The 23,831-nt window shown below is 66.9% G+C and carries 23 protein-coding genes; 12 read left to right on the top strand and 11 right to left on the bottom strand.

Features of this window, described 5'->3' with window-relative positions; genetic code table 11:
- Window positions 1-253: 253 nt before the first annotated feature.
- Together AC5WJ1_RS19300 and AC5WJ1_RS19295 are read left to right on the top strand one after the other, a co-directional pair.
- Window positions 254-925: an ankyrin repeat domain-containing protein gene (locus AC5WJ1_RS19300; RefSeq protein ID WP_133095370.1), complete on the top strand. Its 672-nt coding sequence runs from the start codon at window positions 254-256 to the stop codon at window positions 923-925.
- 111 nt (window positions 926-1,036) lie between these two features.
- Window positions 1,037-1,567, top strand: coding sequence for a MarR family winged helix-turn-helix transcriptional regulator (locus AC5WJ1_RS19295; protein WP_133095369.1), 531 nt, complete (start codon window positions 1,037-1,039; stop codon window positions 1,565-1,567).
- Between the two features lie 94 nt (window positions 1,568-1,661).
- Here the strand turns inward: AC5WJ1_RS19295 and AC5WJ1_RS19290 are convergent, their stop codons facing one another.
- From AC5WJ1_RS19290 to AC5WJ1_RS19245, 10 genes are all read right to left on the bottom strand, one after another.
- On the bottom strand, window positions 1,662-2,177 hold the full coding sequence (locus AC5WJ1_RS19290; RefSeq protein ID WP_195431450.1) for an aromatic-ring-hydroxylating dioxygenase subunit beta: 516 nt from the start codon (window positions 2,175-2,177) through the stop codon (window positions 1,662-1,664).
- A gap of 37 nt (window positions 2,178-2,214) precedes the next feature.
- On the bottom strand, window positions 2,215-3,504 hold the full coding sequence (locus tag AC5WJ1_RS19285) for an aromatic ring-hydroxylating dioxygenase subunit alpha (protein WP_195431456.1): 1,290 nt from the start codon (window positions 3,502-3,504) through the stop codon (window positions 2,215-2,217).
- Between the two features lie 12 nt (window positions 3,505-3,516).
- On the bottom strand, window positions 3,517-4,797 hold the full coding sequence (locus AC5WJ1_RS19280) for an NAD(P)/FAD-dependent oxidoreductase (protein ID WP_494476904.1): 1,281 nt from the start codon (window positions 4,795-4,797) through the stop codon (window positions 3,517-3,519).
- 11 nt (window positions 4,798-4,808) lie between these two features.
- Entirely contained in the window at window positions 4,809-5,114 is a 306-nt protein-coding gene (locus tag AC5WJ1_RS19275) for a non-heme iron oxygenase ferredoxin subunit (protein ID WP_133095365.1), read from the bottom strand.
- A gap of 82 nt (window positions 5,115-5,196) precedes the next feature.
- Entirely contained in the window at window positions 5,197-6,240 is a 1,044-nt protein-coding gene (locus tag AC5WJ1_RS19270; RefSeq protein ID WP_135704016.1) for a branched-chain amino acid ABC transporter permease, read from the bottom strand.
- Entirely contained in the window at window positions 6,240-7,124 is an 885-nt protein-coding gene (locus AC5WJ1_RS19265) for a branched-chain amino acid ABC transporter permease (RefSeq protein ID WP_494476903.1), read from the bottom strand. Before AC5WJ1_RS19265 ends, AC5WJ1_RS19270 begins: the two co-directional genes overlap by 1 nt.
- A gap of 12 nt (window positions 7,125-7,136) precedes the next feature.
- A complete protein-coding gene (locus AC5WJ1_RS19260; protein ID WP_133095363.1) occupies window positions 7,137-7,874 on the bottom strand; it encodes an ABC transporter ATP-binding protein in 738 nt (245 codons plus the stop codon).
- Window positions 7,871-8,644 carry an ABC transporter ATP-binding protein gene (locus tag AC5WJ1_RS19255; RefSeq protein ID WP_494476902.1) on the bottom strand — a complete coding sequence of 258 codons (774 nt, stop codon included), beginning with the start codon at window positions 8,642-8,644 and terminating at the stop codon, window positions 7,871-7,873. The genes AC5WJ1_RS19260 and AC5WJ1_RS19255 overlap by 4 nt, the downstream gene beginning before the upstream one ends.
- Before the next feature lie 8 nt (window positions 8,645-8,652).
- Window positions 8,653-9,870, bottom strand: a complete 1,218-nt coding sequence (locus AC5WJ1_RS19250; protein ID WP_494476901.1) for an ABC transporter substrate-binding protein — start codon at window positions 9,868-9,870, stop codon at window positions 8,653-8,655.
- Between the two features lie 164 nt (window positions 9,871-10,034).
- Entirely contained in the window at window positions 10,035-11,651 is a 1,617-nt protein-coding gene (locus tag AC5WJ1_RS19245; protein ID WP_494476900.1) for an MFS transporter, read from the bottom strand.
- Window positions 11,652-12,101: 450 nt separating this feature from the next.
- Between AC5WJ1_RS19245 and AC5WJ1_RS19240 the strand changes: the two genes are divergently transcribed.
- The 8 genes from AC5WJ1_RS19240 (at window position 12,102) to AC5WJ1_RS19205 (ending at window position 20,912) form a co-directional block, all read left to right on the top strand.
- Window positions 12,102-13,064: an amidohydrolase family protein gene (locus AC5WJ1_RS19240; protein ID WP_135703695.1), complete on the top strand. Its 963-nt coding sequence runs from the start codon at window positions 12,102-12,104 to the stop codon at window positions 13,062-13,064.
- A 20-nt stretch (window positions 13,065-13,084) separates the two neighbouring features.
- On the top strand, window positions 13,085-13,837 hold the full coding sequence (locus tag AC5WJ1_RS19235) for a maleate cis-trans isomerase family protein (RefSeq protein ID WP_494476899.1): 753 nt from the start codon (window positions 13,085-13,087) through the stop codon (window positions 13,835-13,837).
- A 9-nt stretch (window positions 13,838-13,846) separates the two neighbouring features.
- Window positions 13,847-14,701: an alpha/beta fold hydrolase gene (locus AC5WJ1_RS19230; RefSeq protein ID WP_494476898.1), complete on the top strand. Its 855-nt coding sequence runs from the start codon at window positions 13,847-13,849 to the stop codon at window positions 14,699-14,701.
- Window positions 14,692-15,750 (top strand): 2,5-dihydroxypyridine 5,6-dioxygenase NicX family protein, encoded by a 1,059-nt coding sequence (locus AC5WJ1_RS19225; RefSeq protein WP_135703698.1) that lies wholly within the window; start codon window positions 14,692-14,694, stop codon window positions 15,748-15,750. The genes AC5WJ1_RS19230 and AC5WJ1_RS19225 overlap by 10 nt, the downstream gene beginning before the upstream one ends.
- Window positions 15,750-16,376 (top strand): N-carbamoylsarcosine amidohydrolase, encoded by a 627-nt coding sequence (locus tag AC5WJ1_RS19220; RefSeq protein WP_494476897.1) that lies wholly within the window; start codon window positions 15,750-15,752, stop codon window positions 16,374-16,376. The genes AC5WJ1_RS19225 and AC5WJ1_RS19220 overlap by 1 nt, the downstream gene beginning before the upstream one ends.
- Before the next feature lie 128 nt (window positions 16,377-16,504).
- On the top strand, window positions 16,505-18,904 hold the full coding sequence (locus tag AC5WJ1_RS19215; protein ID WP_494476896.1) for a xanthine dehydrogenase family protein molybdopterin-binding subunit: 2,400 nt from the start codon (window positions 16,505-16,507) through the stop codon (window positions 18,902-18,904).
- Between the two features lie 3 nt (window positions 18,905-18,907).
- Entirely contained in the window at window positions 18,908-19,735 is an 828-nt protein-coding gene (locus tag AC5WJ1_RS19210; RefSeq protein WP_494476895.1) for an FAD binding domain-containing protein, read from the top strand.
- Window positions 19,736-19,745: 10 nt separating this feature from the next.
- On the top strand, window positions 19,746-20,912 hold the full coding sequence (locus AC5WJ1_RS19205) for a xanthine dehydrogenase family Fe-S subunit (protein ID WP_494476894.1): 1,167 nt from the start codon (window positions 19,746-19,748) through the stop codon (window positions 20,910-20,912).
- A gap of 52 nt (window positions 20,913-20,964) precedes the next feature.
- On the opposite strand, the gene AC5WJ1_RS19200 is transcribed toward AC5WJ1_RS19205, so the two are convergent.
- A complete protein-coding gene (locus tag AC5WJ1_RS19200) occupies window positions 20,965-21,561 on the bottom strand; it encodes a helix-turn-helix domain-containing protein (RefSeq protein ID WP_133095352.1) in 597 nt (198 codons plus the stop codon).
- A gap of 113 nt (window positions 21,562-21,674) precedes the next feature.
- Here AC5WJ1_RS19200 and kbl point away from each other — a divergent pair, with 113 nt between their 5' ends.
- Window positions 21,675-22,874, top strand: coding sequence for a glycine C-acetyltransferase (gene kbl, locus AC5WJ1_RS19195; RefSeq protein ID WP_135703702.1), 1,200 nt, complete (start codon window positions 21,675-21,677; stop codon window positions 22,872-22,874).
- Complete coding sequence (locus AC5WJ1_RS19190; protein ID WP_135703703.1) at window positions 22,874-23,830, top strand: L-threonine 3-dehydrogenase; 957 nt, start codon at window positions 22,874-22,876, stop codon at window positions 23,828-23,830. The genes kbl and AC5WJ1_RS19190 overlap by 1 nt, the downstream gene beginning before the upstream one ends.
- Window position 23,831: the final 1 nt, after the last annotated feature.

Raw genomic sequence — 23,831 nt, 5'->3', positions numbered from 1 at the left:
GTTACAAGTTGCCTCGCGGGCACCGGTGTCGGAGCCATTATCGGCCAGCGACGATGACAGTGTGATGGCCATGCCGGTGGCGTGGGCTTGGCCAGTGACACACGCGGCCAGCCATTCGCTTTGGCACTGGATCCCATTCAGAACCTTAACTTCCGGCGCGCGGTGCCGGCGTGACAGAATGCGCGGCCAGGCCGCTCCTGCTGCGCGACCATGGCCGCTATCTTCTCATTCTCATTTCGCACGGAGTTCCTGCATGCTGGCCGCGCGCCTGCTCCTCTGCCTTGCCTTTGTCATTGCCATGCTGACCCACGTTTCCTCCGCGGCCGGCGCTTTGCCGGCCACCGAACTCCATGCCGCCGCTGCCAGCGGCGACGCCGCACGCGTGCGGGCGCTGCTTGCCAGCGGCGCTACCATCGACGCCCGCGACGCGCAGGGACGTACCGCGCTGCTGGTCGCCACGCATCACAACCAGGTGCAGGCGGCAAAGGCGTTGATCGAGGCCGGCGCCGACGTCAATGCCAAGGATGCGATCCAGGACAGCCCCTACCTCTACGCCGGCGCGCGCGGCCACAACGAGATCCTGCGCATGGCGCTGGCCCACGGCGCAGACCTGCGCAGCACCAACCGCTACGGCGGCACCGCGCTGATTCCCGCCGCCGAGCGCGGGCATGTCGAGACCGTGCGCATGCTGATCGCGGCGGGCGTGGACGTCGACCATGTCAACCGGCTGAAATGGACGGCGCTGCTCGAGGCCATCATCCTCGGCAACGGCGGCGCCGCGCATACCGAGATCGTACGCCTGCTGGTGCAGGCGCGCGCCAATGTGAATCTCGCCGACGGCGAGGGCGTCACCCCGCTGCAGCATGCGCGCCAGCGCGGCCATGCGCAGATCGAGCGCATTCTCAGCGCCGCTGGCGCGCGCTGAGGCGCCGGCGCTTCGGGCCATCCACGCGACGCGCTGTTGGCCCGTTCAGGGCGAGTCGTCTTCACCGTGCCTCATATATACTGTCAGTGTGCATACAAAATGGTGAAGGCGATGTCTCCGAGAGCAAAGCGCAGCGCAACGAGTGAAAACGGCAGTACGGCAACTGCGGTGCCGGAAGCGGATCCCGCCAAGGAGTTGCTCTGGGCACGTCCCGGGTTTCTTGTGCGGCGGCTTCATCAGATCCACGTGGCGATGTTCTTCGAGGAGTGCAAGGCGCCCAATATCACGCCGGTGCAGTACGCCATCCTGACCGTGTTGTCGGTGCTGCCGGGACTGGACCAGACTTCGCTTGGACAGGAAGTGGGACTGGACCGGACCACGACGATGGACGTGGTACGCCGGCTGGAAGACCGCGGCCTGGTCGAGCGCCGCGAGAACCCCGCGGACCGGCGCACGCGCCATGTCCACCTGACGCGCGAAGGCAAGAGCGTGGTCACGTCGCTGCGCGCCGACATGGCGCGCGCGCAGGAACGCATGCTGGCTCCATTGAAGCCGGCGCAGCGGGAGGTGTTCATGGAATTGCTGGCGACGCTGGTGGAAGCCAACAACCAGTACAGCCGCACGGTGCTGCGGAGCATGTAATGAAGTAAGCAACAACGGCGGGCGTCGGTTTGCTCCCCTCTCCCGCTTGCGGCAGAGGGGAGACCACCATCGCCGGTTTGACCTGTCAGCTGCCTCAGACCGGATAGACCAGGTCGTTCGCAATGATGGTGGTGTCGTACACCACCTGGCGCTCGCGCAGCAGCAGCCTGCCGCCCTGGCGGCGGAAGCGGTCGTGATAGGTGCCAGCGAGATGGATCGTGGTGGGCCCCTCCACCAGCGTCTGCAACAGCATGAAGTTGGCCTGCGCCACGATGTCGCCGTCGGCGGTTTCATCGCTGACCCGCGTATTGGTCACCAGGTGCAGGTTGTAGCGCGGCGCGAACATCTGCGTACTGGCGATCGCCGCGGCGCGGTCGCGCATCATGCCGATGCCTTCGGCATAGACCAGCCCGACGGGCAGGTTGCGTTCGGCGTTCTCGCGCGCGGTGATGCGGTAAAGCGCATCGTCGGTGAAGAAGCCCGGCCAGCGCTCGACCACGCCGGCGTCCAGTGCCGCGCAATAGTCCGCGTGGAAGGCATCGATCTCCAGCCGCAGTTCGATCGCGCGCGCGGTGCCGAGGGTGCTCTCGCGATAGAGGGAGTAGTTCATCGGTTTCATATGCTTTTGGATTCCCGTCAGGCCGCCCTCAGAACCCCATCACGCCGCGGTAGTACTGGTACATCGCGCGGATCGCGGATTCGGAGATCAGGGAACTGGACGTGCCGACCTGCTGCGCGTCAAGCTTGAGCACGTTGAGGTCGCTGCTGGAGCGGCGCACGCCTTCCTGCACGAACTTCATCGCCTCGTTGTCCTCCAGACCGAGGAAGCCGGCGGGGCCCATCAGGTTGCCCTGGCGCAGGCGGTGCTGCGTCATTTCCTCGGTATCGTCCTCGTAGCCGAACATGGTCCACAGCATCAGCATGCTGTCCGGGCCATTGGGCACGATCTGGCGCACGCCCAGCGTGTTCATCTCGCGCTGCACGATCAGGTTCGGCCAGATCGTCTGCATCGTCACCGACCACGGCGAGTCGAACTCGCGCACGTACTCCAGGAAGCGCTCGTCCTCCAGGCGCATGCCTTCGTGGTACGAGCGCATCTCCTTCTTGTTCTCGTCGCTGACGGCCGCGTACTTGTCCTCCTTCTTGGCCGATGCCATGGTGCCGTGGCGGCCGTGCACGGGGTCGGCGATCATTGCCGACTCGTTGCCCGCCACCAGCAGGCCGAACACCACCAGGAAGGAGTGCAGCAGCGTGGCGTGGTAAGGGTCCTTCAGGTTCTCGTGGTACATCTTCCAGTTGCACGGCAGTTCGTTCTTGTAGTAGCCGAGCACCTTGAGCGGCTTGCCGTTGAAGACCACGTCGAAATCCTTCAGGATTTCCGGCGTCATGTAGTCTTCCAGGCTTTCCATGTCAGCTGCGTAGGAGGCGAAGATCACGCCGTTGCGCGTCGCCACGTGCAGCTTTACCAGCCCGTGGTCTTCGTTGCGGAAATCCCGGGGCATGCCGCCGGCGCGGTTGACGCCGCGCTTGAACGGAACGCCCTGCAGGTTGCCCTTGAGATCGTAGGACCACTGGTGGTAAGGGCAGACGAATTCCTTGGCATTGCCCTGGCTGTGGCGGCAGAACTCCGCGCCGCGGTGCGCGCACCGGTTCTCGAAGACATGGATCGAGCCGTCCTCGGCGCGCGACACGACCACCGGCGTCGCGCCGACATACGAGCGCTTGAAGTCGCCGGCGTTCGGGATCTCGGCTTCTAGCGCGACATAGTTCCATGAGCGGCCGCGGAAGATCTTCTGCAGCTCCAGGTCATGGACGGCCTGGCTGGTGTAGACCCAGTCCGGGATGTAGTGCAGTCCGTCCTCGGGCCATCGGCATTCATCCAGTCCCGGGTTCTTCTTGCCCAGCGTGTGCTGGATCACCGCTTGTGTCTGGTACATGTGGGAGTCCTCTCAGAGTGTGATGGAGCTGTCTGCTTCCGCCTGCCGTTCGCGGACGACCTGCCGCAGCGGCAATGTGTCGTCGCACAGGCGTGCCAGATGCGCCGAGACGTCGTGTCCGACCAGTGCGCGCAGCTGGCGCAGGTCGCCGCCGGCATTCACGGCAATGGCATGGCGCAGGCGGCCGTGGCGGGTGCCGAGCAGCATGAACTTCGGGGCGGCGGCATCGTGGGCCGCGATACCGCGCCAGGCATAGCGGATATCCGGATGCGCGGCGCCGAGCATCTGCACGTTGCATCCGAACTGGTCGGTCCAGAACCACGGTAGCGCCGCGGGCTCCGCCGCCACGCCCAGCATCGCCGCCGCCGCGATGCGCGCCTGTTCATTGGCGCTTTGCCAGGACTCGAGCCGCATCTCGGCGCCGAACAGCGGCTGGTACTGGCTGCAGCAGTCGCCAGCGGCATAGATTGACGGCGCGCTGGTGCGGCACTGTTCGTCGACCTGGATGCCGCCATTCTGCGGATGCAGCGCCAGGCCAGCGCCGGCGGCGAGCGCCACTTCCGGTATCAGGCCAATCGCGACCACCACCAGCGGAGCGGGCAGCGCGGAGCCGTCGTCGAACCGCATTTGCACGCCATCGCCCTGGACATCGCAGTGAGCGATGCCGCAACCAAGACGCAGGGTCACGGCTTGCGCCCGCACCCGATCCGCCAGCCATGCGCCAAGCTCCGGCGGCAGCGCGCGACCCAGCAGGCGGTCCGCGCTCTCGACCAGCGTGACCTTCAGGCCCATGCCTGCAGCGGTCGAAGCGGTCTCCAGGCCAAGGAAGCCGCCGCCGATCACCGCAAGTTCGCCTGCGCGCTGCATGGCGTCGCGCAGGCGCGCCGCGTCATCCAGCGAGCGCAGGTAATGCACATGGGGCGTGCCGGGCGGCAGCGCGGGCAGCGCGCGGGTATTGCCGCCGGTGGCGAGCAGGCAGGCGCCATAGCCGATGGCGCTGCCGTCGGCCAGGTGCGCGACTTGCCGCGCGGCATCGAGCGCGGTGACGCAGGTGCCGAGCCGCAGCTCGATGCCCTGGTCGGCATAGAAGCTGGCGGGGTGCACGCCGATCTTGCCGTCCTGTCCGGCGTCGGCGAGCACGGACTTGGACAGCGGCGGGCGCTCGTATGGCGCGTGCCGTTCGCCGCCTGCCATGACGATGCGGCCGCCATAGCCAAGGCCGCGCAGCGCGGCGGCGGCCATGGCCCCGGCCTGGCCGGCGCCGACGATCAGGATGGGCGTGTGCTGTGTCATGACCGGCTCCCTTACAGCTCGACCCACACCCGGCTGTCTTCGATCTTGACCGGGTAGGTGCGGATATCGCCGGTGGCGGGCGCGCACATCGCCTTGCCGGTGCGGATGTCGAAGCGGGCCTGGTGCAGCGGGCATTCGATGCAGCCGTCTTCCAGGTAGCCGTCCGACAGCAGCGCGTACTGGTGCGTGCAGACGTTGTCGGTGACAAAGTACGCGTCATCGCTGCGATAGACGGCAAGCTGGCGATCGCCCAGCGTCAGCGGCATCACCTCGTCGTTCTGCAGCGTGTCGGCCGCATCGATGTGAATCCATGCCATGGTCATCTCCGTGAATCTAATTTGTCAGTATGCTGAATATATGAGATCAGTGTACTGATGTTTTGGGCGCGAAATATCCTCGTTAACCCTGGCTGGTGCGTGCCGTCCCTGGCGTAGCCGCGGCATTGTGCTGCAGCGTCGGACGTGCCTGCGACCGCGCCAGGATCTCGCCCATGATGCCGCGGCGGAATGTCAGCACACAGACCACAAAGATCAGCCCTGTCACCATGCTCACCGACTCGCCCAACGTATCGAACCAGCCGATCCCGGTCATCGCCGCCAGCGCGTTGCCCGCATCCCCCAGCTTGTTCTCCAGCGCGACGATGACCAGCGCGCCGACCAGCGGGCCGGACAGGGTGCCCATGCCGCCGACCAGGGTCATCAGGATCACGGAGCCCGACATCATCCAGTGGACATCGGTCAGCGTGGCGAAGCCCAGCACCAGCGTCTTGAGCGCCCCCGCCAGCCCCGCCAGCGCCGAGGACAGCACGAACGCCAGCAGCTTGAACCGGTCCGCGTCATAGCCCAGCGAGACCGCGCGCGGCTCGTTCTCCTTGATCGCCCGCAGGATCTGCCCGAAGGGCGAGTTGACGATGCGCATGATCCCGAGGAAGGCAGCCACGGTGATCGCCAGCACGACGTAGTACATGGTGTGGTCGGACGCCAGCGGCAACACGCCGAACAGCTCGCCGCGCGGCACCGCCTGCATGCCGTCTTCGCCGCCGGTGACCGGTGCCTGCAGGCAGAAGAAGTAGAACATCTGCGCCAGCGCCAGCGTGATCATGGCGAAGTAGATGCCCTGGCGGCGGATCGCCAGCGCGCCGAACACGAGCCCCAGCAGGGCGCCGAAGGCGGTGCCGCCCAGCAGCGCCAGTTCCGGCGTGAGCTGCAGCGACTTCATCGCGTAGCCGCAGGCGTAGGCCGCGCCGCCGAAGAAGGCGGCATGGCCGAACGACACCAGCCCGGTATAGCCCAGCAGCAGGTTGAAGGCGCAGGCGAACAGCGCGAAGCACAGCAGCTTCATCACCAGCACCGGGTAGGCGCCCAGCCAGGGCGCGAGCAGCAGTGCTGCCAGCACCAGTCCGTACGCGAGCAGCGGCCGCGTTGCGTAAGTGGGGCTTGCCATCATTTCTCCTTTCCAAACAAACCGGCCGGCCGCACCAGCAGCACGCAGACCATGGCGACGAAGACAACGGTCGCGGAAGCTTCGGGGTAGTAGACCTTGGTAATGCCTTCGAACACACCCAGCCCCAGGCCGGTAAAGATCGAGCCGAGGATCGAGCCCATGCCGCCGATCACCACCACCGCGAACACCGTGATGATCAGGTTCTGCCCCATCAGCGGCGACACCTGCATCACCGGGGCGGCGAGCACGCCGGCGAGCGCCGCCAGGCCCCCGCCGAAGGCATAGGTCAGCGTCACCAGCAGCGGCACGTTGACGCCAAAGGCCTCGACCATGCGCGGATTCTCGGTGCCGGCGCGCAGGTACGCGCCCAGCCGGGTCTTCTCGATCATGTACCAGGTGGCAAAGCACACTGCCAGCGAAGCCACCACGACCCAGGCACGGTAGTTGGGCAGCACCATGAAACCGAGCTGGCTGACACCGGTCAGCGCTTGCGGCGTAGGGTAGGGCAGGCCGGAAACTCCGTAGACCGAGCGCAGCAAGCCTTCGATCAGCAGGCAGATGCCTAGCGTCAGCAGCAGCCCATACAGGTGGTCGAAGCGGTACAGGTGGCGCAGCATGGTGCGCTCCAGAACCACGCCGAGCGCGCCGGCCACCAGCGGCGCCAGCAGCAGCATCACCCAGTAGTTGATGCCGAGGTAGTTCAGTCCCATCCAGGCCAGCACAGCGCCGAGCATGAACAACGCGCCATGCGCGAAGTTGATGACGTTGAGCAGGCCGAAGATCACTGCCAGCCCCAGGCTCAGGATCGCGTAGAACGATCCGTTGACCAGCCCCAGCAGCAGCTGGCTCAGCAGCGCGGGCAGGGGCACTCCAAACAATTCCATGACAAGGTCTCCTTACACGCCCAGCAGGGCATTGAGCGCGGGCATCTTCCGTTCCAGTTCTCCGGCACCGAAGGCCTCGACGATGCGGCCGTGCTCCATCACGAAGAAGCGGTCCGCCAGAGGTGCCGCGAAGCGGAAGTTCTGCTCCACCATGACGATGGTGTAGCCGCGGCGGCGCAGCGTGGCGATCATCTTCGCCAGCTTCTGCACGATCACCGGCGCCAGCCCTTCGGAGATCTCGTCGAGCAGCAGTACGCTGGCGCCGGTGCGCAGGATGCGCGCCACCGCCAGCATCTGCTGCTCGCCGCCCGACATGCGCGTGCCCTGGCTCTTGCGCCGCTCATGCAGGTTGGGGAACATTTCGTAGATCTCTGCAACGGACATGGGCTCGCGCAGCCCCGTCGCGCCCGGCCCTGCCTCGAAAGCCGGCGGCAGCATCAGGTTCTCTTCGCACGACAGGCTGGCGAAGATGGCGCGCTCCTCCGGGCAATACCCCAGCCCCAGCGGCGCGATGCGGTGCGTCTTCATGCCGATAGTTTCCTTGCCGAATACGCGTACCGACCCCTTGCGCGTGCCGGCCAGGCCCATGATGGCGCGCAGCGTGGTGGTGCGTCCCGCGCCGTTGCGGCCCAGCAGCGTCACCACTTCGCCCGGCTGGACCGACAGGTCGACGCCGTGCAGGATGTGCGATTCGCCATACCAGGCATGCAGGCCCCGCAGTTCCAGGGCTGGGGTGGCGGTTGCGGTCATGCGGCCTCCTGCTGGTCTTCCGTGGTTCCCATATAGGCTTCCTTCACCTGCGGATTGCGCGAGATCTCGTCATACGTGCCCTCGGCCAGCACGGCGCCGCGCTGCAGCACCGTGATGCGATCGACGATCGACGACACCACGCTCATGTTGTGCTCCACCATCAGCACGGTCCGTCCCGCCGACACGCGCTTGATCAGCGCGGTCACCGTCTCGACGTCCTCATGGCCCATGCCCTGCGTGGGCTCGTCCAGCAGCATCAGCTCGGGATCCGTGGCAAGCGTGGTGGCCAGCTCCAGCGCGCGCTTGCGGCCATAGGCCAGTTCGGCCGTGCCCAGGTGCGCGAAGCCGGCCAGGCCCACGTCGTCCAGCAGCTCCATGGCGCGCGCATCCAGCTGCGACAGCGAGCGCCTGCCGCGCCAGAAATGCCACGACGTGCCCAGCTTGCGCTGCAGCGCGATGCGCACGTTCTCCAGCACGGTCAGCTGCGGGAACACCGCGGAAATCTGGAACGAACGGATCACGCCCATGCGGGCGATCTGCGCCGGGCGCAGCGCGGTGATGTCGGCACCGTTGAAATGGATGGAGCCCGACGAGGGAGCGTGGAACTTGGTCAGCAGGTTGAAGCAGGTGGTCTTCCCGGCGCCATTGGGCCCGATCAGCGCATGGATCGAGCCCCGCCGCACCGACAGGCTGACATGGCTGACGGCGGTAAAGCCCTTGAACGCCTTGGTCAGCCCCTGCGTGCGCAGGATCACGTCTTGCTCAGGCATTGGCGCGCTCACTTCTTGACCAGCGTGCATTCGCTGGCGGAGAGGGGGCGGAAGGCCTCGTCGCCGGGGATCGTGCCGATGTACTTGACCAGGTCCCACGGGCCTTTCGATTCCGCCGGCGTCTTGGCCTGGGCCAGGTACATGTCGTGCACCATGCGGCCATCGATCCGGACCTTGCCATTGCGCACGAAGGCGTCGTTGACGGGCAGCGCGCGCATCTTGTCCGCTACCGCGGGGCCCTCGACGGTCTTGGCGGCTTCCACGGCCTTCAGGTAGTGCAGCACGCCGGAATAGACGCCGATCTGGCCGTGCGTGGGATACGCCTTGTGGCGCTTGTAGTAGCGCTCGACGAAGTCCTTCGACTTCGCGTCGAGGTCGAGCCTGAACGGATCGACATAGGTCAGGCCCTGCGCGGCGGGCAGGCCCAGGCTCTTGATATCGGTGATGAAGGTGGACGGCGTGATGACCGTCTGGCCCGCCTTGATCAGGCCGAACTCGCCGGCGGCCTTGACGCCGTTGATCATGTCATTGCCGGCATTGGCCAGCACCACTACCTTGGCCCTGGACGCCGAGGCCGCGACCACCGGGCTGCTGAAGTCGCTGGCATTGAGCGGATGGCGCGTGCTGCCCACGTTCTTGCCGCCGCCGGCATCCACCGCCTTGCGGAAATCGGCTTCCAGCGACTGGCCAAAGGCGTAGTCCACCGTGATGTAGTACCAGCTGTTGCGGCCCTGGTCGATCAGGCGCCGGACCAGCGGATACGACACCGAGTAAGTGTCCCAGGCCCAGTGGAACCCCGTGGGCGAGCAGTTCTGGTTGGTCAGCGCCATGGCGCCGCCGGTGGAGACGATGTCGATCTTCTGCTTCTGGCGCGCGACTTCCTGCACCGCCAGCGCCGTCGATGAGTTGGGGAAGTCGATCACCATGTCGACGCCGTCGGTATCGAACCATCGACGCGCCAGCGACGAGGCGATATCGGCCTTGTTCTGGTGATCGGCGGACAGCACCGTGACGGGCTTGCCCAGCGCCTTGCCGCCGAACTCCTCGACGGCCATCTGGGCGGCGACGACCGAGCCCTTGCCGGACAGGTCGGCATAGGAGCCGGACATATCGGTGATGACGCCGATCTTCACGCCGCTGGCGTCGGCCAGGGCGGGCGTGGCCTGCGCCAGGCCGAGCAGGGCGGATGACGCGGCAAGGGTGCGGAGGATGCGAGAGGTGGACATGGGGGCTCCAGGTTGTCTGCGCGAAGGGATGGAAGTTGGCGACGGCTGCATTCGCCCGACGCGGGCGCCATCGCCGTGCTCGCTCGGGAAACAAGTCAGCATGCTGAATATGTGCCGATGAAAAGGGCGGATTTCTCCGCCCTGCAATTGCGCCGGGAAGCAGCTCAGGTGGACAGGTCACGGCCTCGCGTCTCCGGCACGAACACCATGCCGATGACGAAGGCGAGTCCGGCGATGACCACCGGATACCACAGGCCAAAGTACACGTCGCCGCTGGACACGTTCATCGCCGTGACCACGAACGACAGCATGCCGCCGACCCAGCCCGCACCAAGGTGGAAGGGCAGCGACAGCGAGGTGTAGCGCACCCTGGCCGGGAACAGCTCGACCATGAAGGCGGCCATCGGACCATAGACCATGGCCAGGAACAGGATCGGCACCAGCAGCAGCATGAACACCATCGGCGTATTCATGCTGGCGGGATCGGCGCGCTCCGGCCAGCCGGCCTCGATCAGCGCGCCCTTGATGCCGGCGCGGTCGAAGCCCTGCAGCGTGCGCTCGCCGATCCGCACTTCCGCCTGTGCCGGATCGCTGGCAGGCACGAAGGTGTAGCCCACGCCCAGGTCGGTCAGGTAGCCGCGGATCTTGTCGCAGGCCGACACCGGCTCGCCGAACAGGCGCGCCTTGCAGTCGCCGGCGGTCACCTGCACCGTGCCTTGCCGCTGGAACTGCTCCAGCGCCGGATTGGCGTAGTGAGTCAGTCCCTTGAACACCGGCTGGGTGCACAGCGCAGCCAGCAGGCATGCCGCCATCATGATGTACTTGCGGCCGATGCGGTCCGACAGCCAGCCGAAGAACAGGTAGCAGGGCGTGGCCACCACCAGTGCGATCGCGATCAGCTTGTGCACGGTTTCGATGGGCACGTGCAGCGTCTTGTTGAGGAAGAACATGCTGTAGAAGTGGCCGGTGCCGAAGATCGCGCCGAGCCCGGCGGCTACCACGAACAGCAGCAGCACCGACTTCAGGTTCTGCCACTGTGTGAAACTTTCGCGGATCGGTGACTTCGAGGTGGCGTTGCCCGCCTTCATGCGCGCGAACACAGGCGATTCATGCAGCTTGCCGCGGATATAGACCGAGATCACCAGCATCACCAGCGACACGATAAACGGGATACGCCAGCCCCATGTGCGGAACTCCGCCTCGGTCAGGAAGGTCTTGAGCAGGTAGACCACGAAAAGCGAGGACAGCAGCCCCAGCGTGGCGGTGGTCTGCAGCGAGCTGGTGTAGAGGCCCCGCTTGCTTGTTGGCGAGTGCTCGGCGACGTAGGTGACCGCTCCGCCCACTTCCCCGCCAAGCGCCAGGCCCTGCAGCAAGCGCAGCAGTACCAGCAGCACCGTGGCAGTGATGCCGATCTGCCCGTACGTCGGCAGCACGCCCACGCCCACCGTGGCCACGCCCATCAGCAGGATGGTGACCAGGAAGGTGTACTTGCGGCCGATCAGGTCGCCCAGGCGGCCGAACAGCAGCGCCCCCACCGGCCGGATCAGGAAGCCGGCGCCGAAGGTGGCCAGGCTGGCCAGGAAGGCGGCCGTTTCATTGCCCGGCGGAAAGAACAGTGCGCCGAAGTACACCGCCAGCGCCGCGTAGATGTAAAAGTCGTACCACTCCATCAGGGCGCCGAAGGATGAGGCAAGGATGACCTTGCGTTCTTCGGCGGTCATGCCGGAGGCGGGGGCGCGCGTTTCGGCGCGTGTTTTGGCGCGGGTCAGGCTGATCGTCATGGCGGGGGCTCCTTGGTCAGGCCGTTGTCTCTATTGTTTGTTTGCTTCCCGGAGGTGCCGGCGCCGGTGGTGAGGGTCATCCATGACCCGCCAATGTGCAGCGCCGCATCCTGCCGGTGCATCAGTCAGTATGCTGATGAGATACGCAGTATGCTGAGCAAAATGCGGGCCAACACCGGCGCCGCGTGGTGTCTAGCGAAGGCGCCGGAAAGCCCGAATTAAATGGCTATTTCATATTGTCAGCATACTGAGCATCTGGAATCAGTGTACTGAGCGCCCCCGGCCATCGTTATAGGTGTTAACCCTCCGCGCGGCGTCTGGACTTTTGAAAATCCGCTGACTAGAATCCGAAACTAATCAGTGTACTGAGCAATTAACGAAGCAACGCGTTTGCGCACGCGGGACAAGCTCGGCACGCAGCGATTCCACTCATCAGGAGCCCCCACCAGCATGACCAACGTGAAGAAGATCGCCCTGGAAGAGCATTTCATGACCCCCGGCTTCCAGGCTTATTCCAAAGGGTTCACACAGCATATCGATCCGGCGGTGTTCGCCGGGCTTGGCCGCCGCCTTGCCGATTTCGACGAGGAGCGGCTTGCCGAGATGGACCGGTGCGGCATCGACATCACCGTGCTGTCGCAAACCGGACCCGGCGTGCAGGGCGAAGCCGATACCGGACTGGCGCTGGCACGGGCGCGCGAAAGCAATGACTTCCTGGCGGCGCAGATCGCCCGCCATCCGACGCGCTATGCCGGCTTTGCCGCGCTGCCGATGCAGGATCCCGGACAGGCAGCGGCCGAGCTGGAGCGCGCCGTGCTGCAGCTCGGCTTCAAGGGCTCGCTGGTGAACGGCCATACGCATGGCCGCTATTACGACGACCCGGCGTATGACGCGTTCTGGGAACGCATGCAGGCGCTGGACGTGCCGATGTACCTGCATCCGACCGATGCCTTCGTGTCGCCGCAAGTGCTCGCCGGCCATCCGGAGCTGGCCGGGGCCGCGTGGGGGTGGGGTGTGGAAACCGCCTCGCACGCGCTGCGGCTGTTGTTCAGCGGCGTGTTCGACCGGTTCCCGCGCCTCAAGCTGATCCTCGGCCATATGGGCGAGGGCCTGCCTTACCAGCGCTGGCGTTTCGACAGCCGCTTCGCGGTCTATTCACACGGCGTCAAGCTGGAGCGCGCGCCGTCCGAGTACATCGGCCGCAATATCGTCATCACCACCTCGGGTGTGTGCTCGCACGGCGCGCTGATGGGCGCCATCGCCGAACTGGGACCCGAGGCGGTGATGTTCTCGGTCGACTATCCCTATGAATCCACCGAAGTGGCTGCGCGGTTCATCGACAGCGCGCCGCTCGACGGCACCACGCGCGCACTGGTCTGCCACGGCAACGCGCAACGCCTGCTCAAGCTCTGATCGCACAACCTGGAAACCCCATGCAAAAAGTCTTTCGTATCGGCCAGATCGTCCCCAGCTCGAACACGACGATGGAAACCGAAATCCCCGCCATGCTGATGGCGCGCCAGCAGATCCGCCCGGAACGCTTCACCTTCCATTCAAGCCGCATGCGGATGAAGAAGGTGGTCAAGGAAGAACTGGCGGCAATGGATGCCGAATCCGACCGCTGCGCGGTGGAACTGAGCGATGCCCGCGTTGACGTGCTCGGCTACGCCTGCCTGGTCGCGATCATGGCGATGGGCCGTGGCTACCACCGGCAATCCGAACAGCGACTGAAGGCACATACCACCGCGAACGGCGGCGTCGCGCCAGTCATCACCAGTGCCGGCGCGCTGGTGGATGCGCTGAAGGTGATGGGCGCGAAGCGCATTGCGGTGGTCGCGCCCTACATGAAGCCGCTGACCGAACTGGTCGTGGACTACATCCGCAACGAGGGTTATGAAGTCGTGGACTATCGCGCGCTGGAAATCCCCGACAACCTGGAAGTCGCCCGGCACGATCCCGCGCGGCTGCCGGGCATCGTCGCGCAGATGAACGCGCGGGATGCCGACGTGATCGTGCTGTCTGCCTGCGTGCAGATGCCGTCGCTGCCGGCCGTGGCGAAGGTCGAGGCGATGACCGGCAAGCCGGTGCTGACCGCCGCCATTGCCACCACCTACGCGATGCTGCGTGCGCTCGACCTCGAGCCGGTCGTGCCGGGCGCGGGTGCGCTGCTGTCCGGCGCATACTGAGGAGCGGCCATGAGTACCTTCCAGTACGGAGGCCAGGTTCATGCCAATGGCATCCGCCAGCATTACCTGCGCTACGGCGGCAATGAGGGCGGGCGTGCCGAGCGCGACGCGGTCGTTATCGTGCCGGGGATCACCAGCCCCGCGATCACGTGGGGCTTTGTCGGCGAGCAGTTCGGCACGCGCTTTGACACCTACATCCTCGACGTGCGCGGCCGCGGGCTGTCGTCGGCGGAGCCGGGGCTCGACTATGGCCTCGATGCGCAGGCGCGCGACGTCGTCGCCTTTGCCGAAGCGCTGGGCCTGCGACGCTACAGCGTGGTCGGCCATTCGATGGGCGCACGGATCGGCCTGCGTGCCGCGGCGGGAAAGCCGCACGGGCTGGCGCGGCTGGTGATGGTCGACCCGCCTGTCTCGGGCCCCGGGCGTCGCCCATATCCGGCGCAACTGCCGTGGTACGTGGATTCGATCCGGCTGTCCCGGGAAGGCACCGATCTGGAAGGCATGCGCCGCTTCTGCCCGACCTGGACCGACGCGCAACTGCGCCTGCGCGCCGAATGGCTGCACACCTGCAACGCAGACGCGGTGGTGCGCAGCTTCGAGGACTTCCACCGTGACGACATCCACGCCGACATGCCGCGGGTCGGGGTGCCCACGCTGTTGATGATCGCAGGCCGTGGCGACGTGGTGCGGCCCGAAGACGTCGCGGAAATCCGCACCCTGCTGCCCGGCGTGCTGGTCAGCCACGTCGCCAATGCCGGCCACATGATCCCGTGGGACGACGAAGCGGGCTTTTACGCGGCGCTAGATGATTTTCTCGGCGCGCCGCTGGCGCAATCAGCGAGCAAGGAGCCGACATGCCGGTAAGTGACCACCAGATGATCGAGGCCTGGCGCAAGGTGCTGCGGCTGTCCCGGCTGGAGCCGGGACAGACCGTCACCATCCTGACCAGCGCCGCCACCTACCCGCAGACGCTGTCCACGGCGCTTACCGCCACGCAGTCGATGGGCGCCATCGTCAACCGGCTTGACTTGCCGCCCGTCAACGGCGAAAAGGCGCTGAGCCGCGATGCGCTCGCCTACCTCGGCACCACGCCTTTGACCGGCAACCCGGCCGCCATCGCCGCGCTGAAGGCGAGCGACCTGGTGCTGGACCTGATGACGCTGCTGTTCTCGCCCGAGCAGCACGAGATCCTGCAGGGCGGCACCAAAATCCTGCTGGCCGTCGAGCCGCCCGAGGTGCTGGCCCGCATGGTGCCCTGCGAGGCCGATCGCGAACGGGTGAAGGCGGCCTCGCAGCGGCTGGCAAGCGCGCAGGAAATGCACGTCGTCTCGCCCGCCGGCACCGACCTGCGCTGCCCGCTGGGTGAATTCCCTGCCATCAGCGAGTACGGCTTTGTCGACGAGCCCGGACGCTGGGACCATTGGCCCAGCGGCTTCGCGCTCACCTGGCCGAACGAAGGCGCCGCCCACGGCACCATCGTGCTGGACAAAGGCGACATCCTGCTGCCGCAGAAGACCTACGTCACCGAACCGATCCGCCTGACGGTCGAAGCGGGCTTTGCGACGCGCATCGAAGGCGGGCTCCATGCCGAGCTGCTGAGCGAGTACATGGCGTCGTTCAATGACCCGGAAGCGTACGCGATCTCGCATATCGGCTGGGGGCTGCAGCCGCGCGCGCACTGGTCGACGCTGGGCCTCTACGACCGCGAGGCCACCATCGGCATGGATGCGCGCGCGTTCGAGGGCAACTTCCTGTTCTCGCTCGGCCCGAACAACGAGGCCGGCGGCCATCGCACCACGGCCTGCCATATCGACATCCCGGTGCGGCGCTGCACCGTGCGCCTGGACGGCGTCGACGTGGTGACGGCGGGCAAGGTGACCGACGGTTTCCGCTACCCGGAGGACAAGTCGTGATGCACAAGGAAATCGGCGCGTACCAGCGCCAGGGCTTCGGCAATGCGCTGGAGATGGATGGGCCCTTCGGGCTGCTGATCGTGGACTTCGTCAATGGCTTTGCCGATCCGGCGGTCTTCGGCGGCGGCAATATCCGCGACGCCATCGCCAGCACCGTGCCGCTGCTCGCGGTGGCGCGGCGCGAAGGCTGGCCGGTCGCGCACAGCCGCATCGTCTATGCCGACGATGGTGCCGACCACAACGTCTTCTCGATGAAGGTGCCGAACATGCTGACGCTGAAGGAGCGTGCCTTCAACAGCGCCATCGTGGCGGAACTGGCGCCGCAGCCGGGCGAACTGGTGGTGCGCAAGACTGTGCCGTCGGCGTTCTTCGGCACGTCGCTGGCGGCGTGGCTGACGCAGCGCGGCGTGTGCACGCTGGTGGTGGCCGGCGCCGTGACCAGCGGGTGCGTGCGCGCCAGCGTGGTCGATGCGATGCAGTACGGCTTCCGCCCGCTCGTGCTGTCCGACTGCGTGGGCGACCGCGCGCTGGGGCCGCATGAGGCCAACCTGTTCGACATGGCGCAGAAGTACGCAACCGTCGCCACGCGTGCCGAGGGGCTTGCCGCCATCGGCGTGCGGGAATAGCCGCCTGAATGGCGCTGGGCGGCCGCCGGGATGCGGTAAAGCCGCAATTGACAGGGCCGCCCGCATTTCCATAGGATTTTGGTCAGTATGCTGAATAAACCACGCTTATCATCGGAACGGACAGGGCAATGACATCGTCGATGGAACCGGATCACCCGGAAAGCCCGCGCGGCCAGGGGGTCGGCGCCCGCGTGGCGCGCAAGGAGGACGCGCGGCACCTGCACGGCAAGGGCCGCTTCGTCGCGGATATCGCCATGCCGGACCTGCAGGAAGTGGCGTTCCTGCGCAGCCCGGTGGCGCACGCCCGGCTGCTGTCGGTGACCAAGCCGTCCAATCACGCCGCCGCGGTGATCGTGCGTGAAGACATGGCGGCGGCCAGCGACATCGTCGCCGACTCGGCCTTTCCGTCCTACCAGCCCTCGGCGCAGCCACCGCTGGCCAGCGGCAAGGTGCGCTTCGTCGGCGAGCCGGTGGCGATGGCGTTCGCACCTACGCGCGCCGAGGCCGAAGACATTGCCGAGCAGGTTGCCGTGTCGTTCGACGAACTGCCCGCGCTGGCCGACGTGACCCAGGCGCGCCAGCTCGCCGGCGAGGTGCGCGTGCACGAGCACTGGCGCGACAACACCTTCCTGACGCTGACCGCCGACAAGAACTTCGAGGCGCGCCAGCACGAGGCCACGGTCGTGGTGCGCCGCAAGATCGACCTGGCGCGCCAGTGCATGGTGCCGATGGAAGGCAAGGCGGTGCTGGCCTACTGGGACCACCAGTTCGACCAGTTGGTGGTCTATAGCGCGACGCAGGTGCCGCACATGATCCGCACGATCCTGGCGCATTGCCTGGGACTGGAGCAGGAGCGCGTGCGGGTGATCTCGCCCGACGTGGGCGGCGCCTTCGGCTACAAGTGCGTGCTGCAGCAGGAAGAGCTGTGCGTCGCGTGGCTGGCGCTGACGTACAAGCGCCCGTTCCGCTTTATCGAGGACCGGCGCGAGCACCTGACCGCCGGCGCGAACTCGCGCGAGCATCACTACGACCTGACCGCGTATGCCGATGCGCGCGGCCGCCTGCTGGCCCTCGATGCGAAGATCGTGATCGATGGCGGCGCCTATTCGGTGTGGCCGTTCACCATCGGGCTGGAGCCCGGGCAGGCGATTGGCAACCTGCCGGGACCGTACGCCTTTGACGGCTACCGTTGCGAGACCACTTGCGTGGCGACGAACAAGCCGGGCTTCGTGCCCTATCGCGGCGTGGCGCGCACCGGCGTCTGCTTTGCGATGGAACTGATGATCGACGCCATCGCCCGCGAAGTGGGACGCGAACCGTGGGAGGTGCGCTGCGAAAACCTGGTGCCGCCCGAAGCGATGCCTTATGTCAACGTCACCAACAAGCATTTCGACGGCGGCGATTACCCGGCCAGCGTGCGCAAGGCCATGGAAATGATCGGCCTGCCAGCGATCCGCGCGCGCAAGCAGGCGGGGCCGCAGGGCAGCACCTATGTCGGCGTGGGTTTTGGCACCTACACCGAGCAATCGGCGCACGGCACCTCGGTGTTTGCCGCGTGGGGCACGCCGGTGATCCCGGGCTTCGATTCGGCGACGGTACGCATCACGCCGGACGGCGGGCTGGAGGTGCGCGTGGGCGTGCATTCGCACGGGCAGGGCATGGAGACCACCTTCGCGCAGATCGCCAACGAGATCCTTGGCATCGATATCGCGCGGATCAAGGTGGTGCACGGCGATACCGGCCTGACGCCATTCTCGACGGGCACATATGCGTCGCGCTCGCTGGTGATGTCGGGCGGTGCGGTGTCGCGCGCATGCAAGGCGCTGCTGCCCCGCCTGCTGAAGATCGGCGCGCACATGCTCGGCCAGCCGCAGGATGCCGTGGCGTTCCGTGATGGCGCCGTGGCGTCCGGGAACGCGGGCACCGCAGCCGATATCGCGCGCATCGCCAACGCCTGGTACATCAACCCGCATTTGCTGCCGCCGGACGTCGACGCGCAAGGTCTTGAAGTGACGATGGGCTTCAAGCCTGCCGTCGACACCGGCAGCTTCACCTACGCCACGCATGCCGTGGCAGTGGAAGTCGATATTGATTCCGGCCATGTCGGGATCCTCGACTACGTCGTGGTGGAGGACTGCGGCACCATGATCAACCCGATGGTGGTGGAAGGGCAGACCTACGGCGGCGTGGCGCAGGGCATCGGCACCGCGATGTTCGAAGCCATGCACTACGACGGCAACGGCCAGCCGCTGGCATCGACGCTGGCCGACTACATGCTGCCGGGGCCGACCGAGATCCCGTCGATCCGCATCCATCATTTCGAGACGCCGTCGCCGCATACGGAGTTCGGCGCCAAGGGCATGGGCGAGGGCGGGGCGATCGCGCCGCCGGCGGCCATCTTCAATGCCGTCAACGACGCGCTGCGCGATTTCGGCGTCGAGCTGAAGGAGACGCCGCTGACGCCGCGCAAGATCCTGGAAGCGCTGGAAGCGGCCGAGGCCGATGCGCATAACCGGAAGGCAGCCTGACCGATGAAAGCCGTTGCATTCTCCTACCACGCACCCGGCTCGCTGCCGGAGGCGCTGTCCCGGCTGGGCGCGGGCACCGATGTATCCAAGGCCATGGGCGGCGGGCAATCGCTCGGGCCGATGCTGAACCTGCGCCTGACCCGGCCCGATACGGTGGTCGACGTGTCGGCGCTGCGCGAACTCCGCGACGTGACCGCAACTGCCGACGGCATCCGCATCGGCGCCTGCGTGACCCACGCGCAGATCGAGGACGGCGTGTTCGAGCCGCTGCGCGGCACCCTGCTGCAGGCCGTTGCCGGCGGCATCGCCTATCGGGCGATCCGCAACCGCGGCACCGTTGGCGGCAGCCTCGCGCATGCGGACCCTGCGGCCGACTGGGTCGTGGCCATGACCGCGCTGGGCGCTCATATCGAGATCGCGTCCGCCGCCGGCACGCGCGCAGTGCCGATGGAGTCGTTCATGCTCGGCGCCTACACCACGGTGCTGGCCGACGGCGAACTGATCGCCGCGGTGCGGGTGCCGCCGAAGACCGCGCACACCCGCTGGGGCTACCAGAAGCTGTGCCGCAAGACCGGCGAATTCGCCGAGGCCAGCTGCGCCGCGTACTTCGACGCCAGCCGCCGCTTTGCCCGCGTCGTGCTCGGCGCGCTGGACGGCCCGCCCATGGTGCTGCCCGGCCTGACGCGCGCCGTCGCGGCCCAGGGCGCGGCCGCCCTGACGGCTGACGCCGTGGCCGAAGCCGTCGCGCAAGCCGCGCCGGGCAAGGACGCCATCGACCGCAAGCTGTACCGAACCGTCGTGACGCGCTGCGTCGCGCAACTGCTGAACTGAGGAGCACCCCGTGCAGACCATCGAATTCACCGTCAACGGCCGCCGGGTGTCCGGCGCGTGCGCGGACCGGACGCACCTGGGCGACTACCTGCGCGACACGCATCGTCTGACCGGCACGCACCTTGGCTGCGAGCATGGCGTGTGCGGCGCCTGCACCGTGCTGGTGGATGGCAAGCCGGTGCGCTCGTGCATCACCTTTGCCGCCGCCTGCCAGGGCGCCGACATCGTCACGGTGGAGGGCTACGAGGACGACGCGGTCATGGCCGACCTGCGCGCCGCCTTCAACCGGCACCACGCCCTGCAATGCGGCTACTGCACGCCCGGGATGCTGGCCACCGCACGCGATATCGTGCTGCGCCTGCCCGATGCCGACGAAGCCACCATCCGGCGTGAGTTGTCGGGCAACCTGTGCCGCTGCACCGGCTATATGGGCATCGTCGCCGCGATCCGTTCGGTGCTGGACGCGCGCCGCGCGGCCGCCGGCGTGATCGCGCGGCATGCCGGCGCGGCCGCCGCACCGCTGCCGTTTGCGGGCTTCACGGTCGCGGACGAGGCGCTCGGCACGCAGCCGCACCTGGCTGCGGCGGGCAGCGCCGAGCCCGAGCGCTCGGCCGACCGCAAGGGCTGGTCGCGCATCGAAGGCGGCTTTAACGTGCCCTATGCGCTGGACGAGGTATGGACCTTCATGGCGGACCTGCCGGCCGTGGCCGGCTGCCTGCCCGGCGCGGTGCTGACGGAAGTGGCCGGGGAGAAGGTAAGGGGTCATATCGCGATCAAGTTCGGCCCCATGTCGGCAAGGTTCGAGGGGGCCGCGCGCCTGCAGCGCGATGATGCGAACAAGCGCGGCGTGCTGAAGGGTGCGGGACAGGACTCGCTCAGCAATTCCAAGGCCGCGGGCGATATCGCTTACCAGCTCAGGGCCTTGTCCGCCGGCGGGACCGAAGTCGCGGTCGATCTGCAGTATTCGCTGCAAGGGCCGCTGGCCCAGTTCTCGCGCTCGGGGCTGGTGCGGGACTTCGTGCGGCGGATGATCGCCGACTTCGGCAAATCGGTATCGCGCAGGATGGACCCGACGCTCTCCGACGCCGAACGGAACCAGGCCGTGCGCCTGAATCCGGTGGCAGTGTTCTTCGGCGTACTGTGGGAGCGTGTGAAGCGCTTGTTCGGCGCCCGCTGAACAACGCTGGCCGGGTTGGGGGAAGGTAGGGGCGTGGCCTCCCTTGCCCGCCTTACCCCGGATGCACTACAACCAGTAGTGCGGTGGCAGTGGTCTTGCCGCCATTGGAGATCGCATGTGCGACATCAGCCGCATAGCGCGCGGTCTCGCCGTGCCGCAGCTTCTTCTCGTCGGCGCCGGCGCGCACCGTCATCGACCCGCCCAATACCGTCAGGTGTTCCTGCGTGCCGGCCTCGTGCGGCTCGGAGGCCAGCACGCCGCCGGCCTGGATGGTCAGTTCATACCACTCGAAGCGCCCGGCCAGTTCGATCGGGCCAAGGATGCGCAGGTCGCAGCGGGTATCGGGGCTTTTCAGCGACGGGATCGCGTGCGGCTGCAGCACGGTGATACCGGCGCCGGGACGCTCGGCGGCGCCGCCAGCGAGGAAGTCGGCCAGGCTCACGCCCAGCGCATTGGCCAGCCGCCACAGCACCGCAACGGTCGGGTTGGCCAGGTTGCGTTCGATCTGCGACAGCATCGACTTGGATACGCCGGCGCGGCGCGACAGTTCGTCGAGCGACAGCCGCTGCTGCTGGCGCAATGCCTGCAGCGCCAGGCCGACTGCCGGCGGGCCTTCGGCTTGCGGAGTCTGGACCGGGGCTTGCGTCATGGATGAACGTTCGTTATATTGCGCAAAATGTTCGATATACAGAACACGTTCGATTTATCGATCGAATCGTAGCATATCCCCAGCACACCACTGCACCTCACCGGGAGCCAGCCATGTCGAATGCCGAGGCATTCTACGCATCCATCCGCACCGAACTCGACGCGATCCGCGAGGCCGGGCTGTTCAAGCAGGAGCGCGTGATCGCCACGCCGCAGGGCGCGCGGGTGCGCACCACCGACGGCCGCGAGGTGATCAATTTGTGCGCCAACAACTACCTTGGGTTGTCGTCGCACCCTCGCGTGATCGAGGCCGCGCACGAGGCGCTGCGCACGCATGGCTTCGGGCTGAGTTCGGTGCGCTTTATCTGCGGCACGCAAGACCTGCACAAGACGCTGGAAGCGCGGCTGTCGGCGTTCCTGGGCACCGAGGACACCATCCTTTATGGTTCGGCGTTCGATGCCAACGGCGGGCTGTTCGAGACGCTGCTGGGAGCCGAGGATGCAGTCATCAGCGATGCGCTCAACCATGCCTCGATCATCGACGGCATCCGCCTGAGCAAGGCGCGCCGCTACCGCTACCAGCACAACGACCTCGACGACCTGCGCGTGCAGCTGGCGCAGGCGCGCGCGGACGGCGCGCGCTTCGTGCTGGTATTTACCGACGGCGCGTTTTCGATGGACGGCACCATCGCGCGGCTGGACGAGATGCGCGCGATCTGCGACGAGCATGGCGCGCTGCTTGGCATCGACGAATGCCACGCCACTGGCTTCCTGGGCGCGCGCGGGCGCGGCACGCATGAGTTGCGCGGCGTGTTCGGCAAGATCGACATCATCACCGGCACGCTGGGCAAGGCGCTGGGCGGCGCGTCCGGCGGCTTTACCAGCGCGCGCCAGGAAGTGGTGGCGCTGCTGCGCCAGCGCTCGCGGCCGTACCTGTTCTCCAATACCGTGGCGCCGGCCATCGTCGGGGCATCGATCGCGGTGCTCGATATCCTGGAAGGCAGCACCGAGCTGCGCGACCGGCTGGAACGCAACACGAAGTTCTTCCGCGCGGGGCTGGACAAGCTGGGCTTCGACGTCAAGGCGGGCGAGCATCCCATCATTCCGATCATGGTCTACGACGCGGAGAAGGCGCAGCAGCTCGCGCAGCGGCTGCTGGAACTGGGCGTGTACGTGGTGGGCTTCTTCTATCCCGTGGTGCCCAAGGGCCAGGCCCGCATCCGCGTGCAGATGAGCGCGCTGCATGACGAGGCCGCGCTGCAGGCGGCGCTGGATGCGTTCGGCGCGGCCGGCCGCGAACTGGGGCTGATCTGATGGCCGACAGCACTCCCAGGATCCTGATCGTCGGCGCCAACGGCCAGATCGGCTCCGAGCTGGCACTGGCGCTGGCCGAGCGCTACGGCCGTACCAGCGTCATCACCTCCGACGTAGTGCCGACCGGCCGCCACGTGCACATCACGCACGAGATGCTCAACGCCACCGACCGCGGCGAACTCGCGACCGTGGTGGAGCGCCATGGCATCACGCAGGTCTACCTGCTGGCGGCGGCGCTGTCGGCCACCGGCGAAAAGGCGCCGCAGTGGGCATGGAACCTGAACATGACGAGCCTGCTCAACGTGCTGGAGCTGGCGCGGCAGACCGGGCTGGAGCGCGTGTTCTGGCCCAGCTCGATCGCTGCGTTCGGACCGACCACGCCAGCCGTGGATACGCCGCAGAAGACCGTGATGGAGCCGACCACCGTCTATGGCATTTCCAAGCAGGCGGGCGAGGGCTGGTGCCGCTGGTACCACGCCAATCACGGCGTCGACGTGCGCAGCGTGCGCTATCCGGGACTGATCTCGCACAAGACGCCGCCGGGCGGCGGCACCACGGACTATGCGGTCGACATCTTCCATGCAGCCGTGAAGGGCGAGCCCTACACGTGCTTCCTGAAGGAAGACGAGGCCCTGCCGATGATGTACATGCCCGACGCGCTGCGCGCGACCATCGAACTGATGGAGGCGCCGGCGGAACGGCTGGGCGAGCGCGGCAGCTACAACATCGCCGGCACCACCTTCACGCCAGCGCAGATCGCCGCGGCGATCCGCAAGCATGTGCCGGACTTCGAGATCCGCTACGAACCCGACTACCGCCAGGCGATCGCGCAAGGCTGGCCGGATTCGATCGACGATTCGGTGGCGCGCGCTGACTGGGGGTGGAAGGCGCAGTACGGCCTGGAGGAAATGGTCGCGGACATGCTGGCCAACCTGAGGACGGCGCTGGCCGCCTGAG

It is taken from the genome of Cupriavidus sp. MEYA8 (assembly GCF_059278825.1).
This window is presented reverse-complemented; position numbering and strand designations above follow the sequence as displayed.

Coding starts and splice junctions, on each gene's coding strand:
- AC5WJ1_RS19300 (WP_133095370.1), top strand. CDS start 254: ATGCTGGCCGCGCGCCTGCTCCTCTGCCTTGCCTTTGTCATTGCCATG.
- AC5WJ1_RS19295 (WP_133095369.1), top strand. CDS start 1,037: ATGTCTCCGAGAGCAAAGCGCAGCGCAACGAGTGAAAACGGCAGTACG.
- AC5WJ1_RS19290 (WP_195431450.1), bottom strand. CDS start 2,177: ATGAACTACTCCCTCTATCGCGAGAGCACCCTCGGCACCGCGCGCGCG.
- AC5WJ1_RS19285 (WP_195431456.1), bottom strand. CDS start 3,504: ATGTACCAGACACAAGCGGTGATCCAGCACACGCTGGGCAAGAAGAAC.
- AC5WJ1_RS19280 (WP_494476904.1), bottom strand. CDS start 4,797: ATGACACAGCACACGCCCATCCTGATCGTCGGCGCCGGCCAGGCCGGG.
- AC5WJ1_RS19275 (WP_133095365.1), bottom strand. CDS start 5,114: ATGGCATGGATTCACATCGATGCGGCCGACACGCTGCAGAACGACGAG.
- AC5WJ1_RS19270 (WP_135704016.1), bottom strand. CDS start 6,240: ATGGCAAGCCCCACTTACGCAACGCGGCCGCTGCTCGCGTACGGACTG.
- AC5WJ1_RS19265 (WP_494476903.1), bottom strand. CDS start 7,124: ATGGAATTGTTTGGAGTGCCCCTGCCCGCGCTGCTGAGCCAGCTGCTG.
- AC5WJ1_RS19260 (WP_133095363.1), bottom strand. CDS start 7,874: ATGACCGCAACCGCCACCCCAGCCCTGGAACTGCGGGGCCTGCATGCC.
- AC5WJ1_RS19255 (WP_494476902.1), bottom strand. CDS start 8,644: ATGCCTGAGCAAGACGTGATCCTGCGCACGCAGGGGCTGACCAAGGCG.
- AC5WJ1_RS19250 (WP_494476901.1), bottom strand. CDS start 9,870: ATGTCCACCTCTCGCATCCTCCGCACCCTTGCCGCGTCATCCGCCCTG.
- AC5WJ1_RS19245 (WP_494476900.1), bottom strand. CDS start 11,651: ATGACGATCAGCCTGACCCGCGCCAAAACACGCGCCGAAACGCGCGCC.
- AC5WJ1_RS19240 (WP_135703695.1), top strand. CDS start 12,102: ATGACCAACGTGAAGAAGATCGCCCTGGAAGAGCATTTCATGACCCCC.
- AC5WJ1_RS19235 (WP_494476899.1), top strand. CDS start 13,085: ATGCAAAAAGTCTTTCGTATCGGCCAGATCGTCCCCAGCTCGAACACG.
- AC5WJ1_RS19230 (WP_494476898.1), top strand. CDS start 13,847: ATGAGTACCTTCCAGTACGGAGGCCAGGTTCATGCCAATGGCATCCGC.
- AC5WJ1_RS19225 (WP_135703698.1), top strand. CDS start 14,692: ATGCCGGTAAGTGACCACCAGATGATCGAGGCCTGGCGCAAGGTGCTG.
- AC5WJ1_RS19220 (WP_494476897.1), top strand. CDS start 15,750: ATGCACAAGGAAATCGGCGCGTACCAGCGCCAGGGCTTCGGCAATGCG.
- AC5WJ1_RS19215 (WP_494476896.1), top strand. CDS start 16,505: ATGACATCGTCGATGGAACCGGATCACCCGGAAAGCCCGCGCGGCCAG.
- AC5WJ1_RS19210 (WP_494476895.1), top strand. CDS start 18,908: ATGAAAGCCGTTGCATTCTCCTACCACGCACCCGGCTCGCTGCCGGAG.
- AC5WJ1_RS19200 (WP_133095352.1), bottom strand. CDS start 21,561: ATGACGCAAGCCCCGGTCCAGACTCCGCAAGCCGAAGGCCCGCCGGCA.
- kbl (WP_135703702.1), top strand. CDS start 21,675: ATGTCGAATGCCGAGGCATTCTACGCATCCATCCGCACCGAACTCGAC.
- AC5WJ1_RS19190 (WP_135703703.1), top strand. CDS start 22,874: ATGGCCGACAGCACTCCCAGGATCCTGATCGTCGGCGCCAACGGCCAG.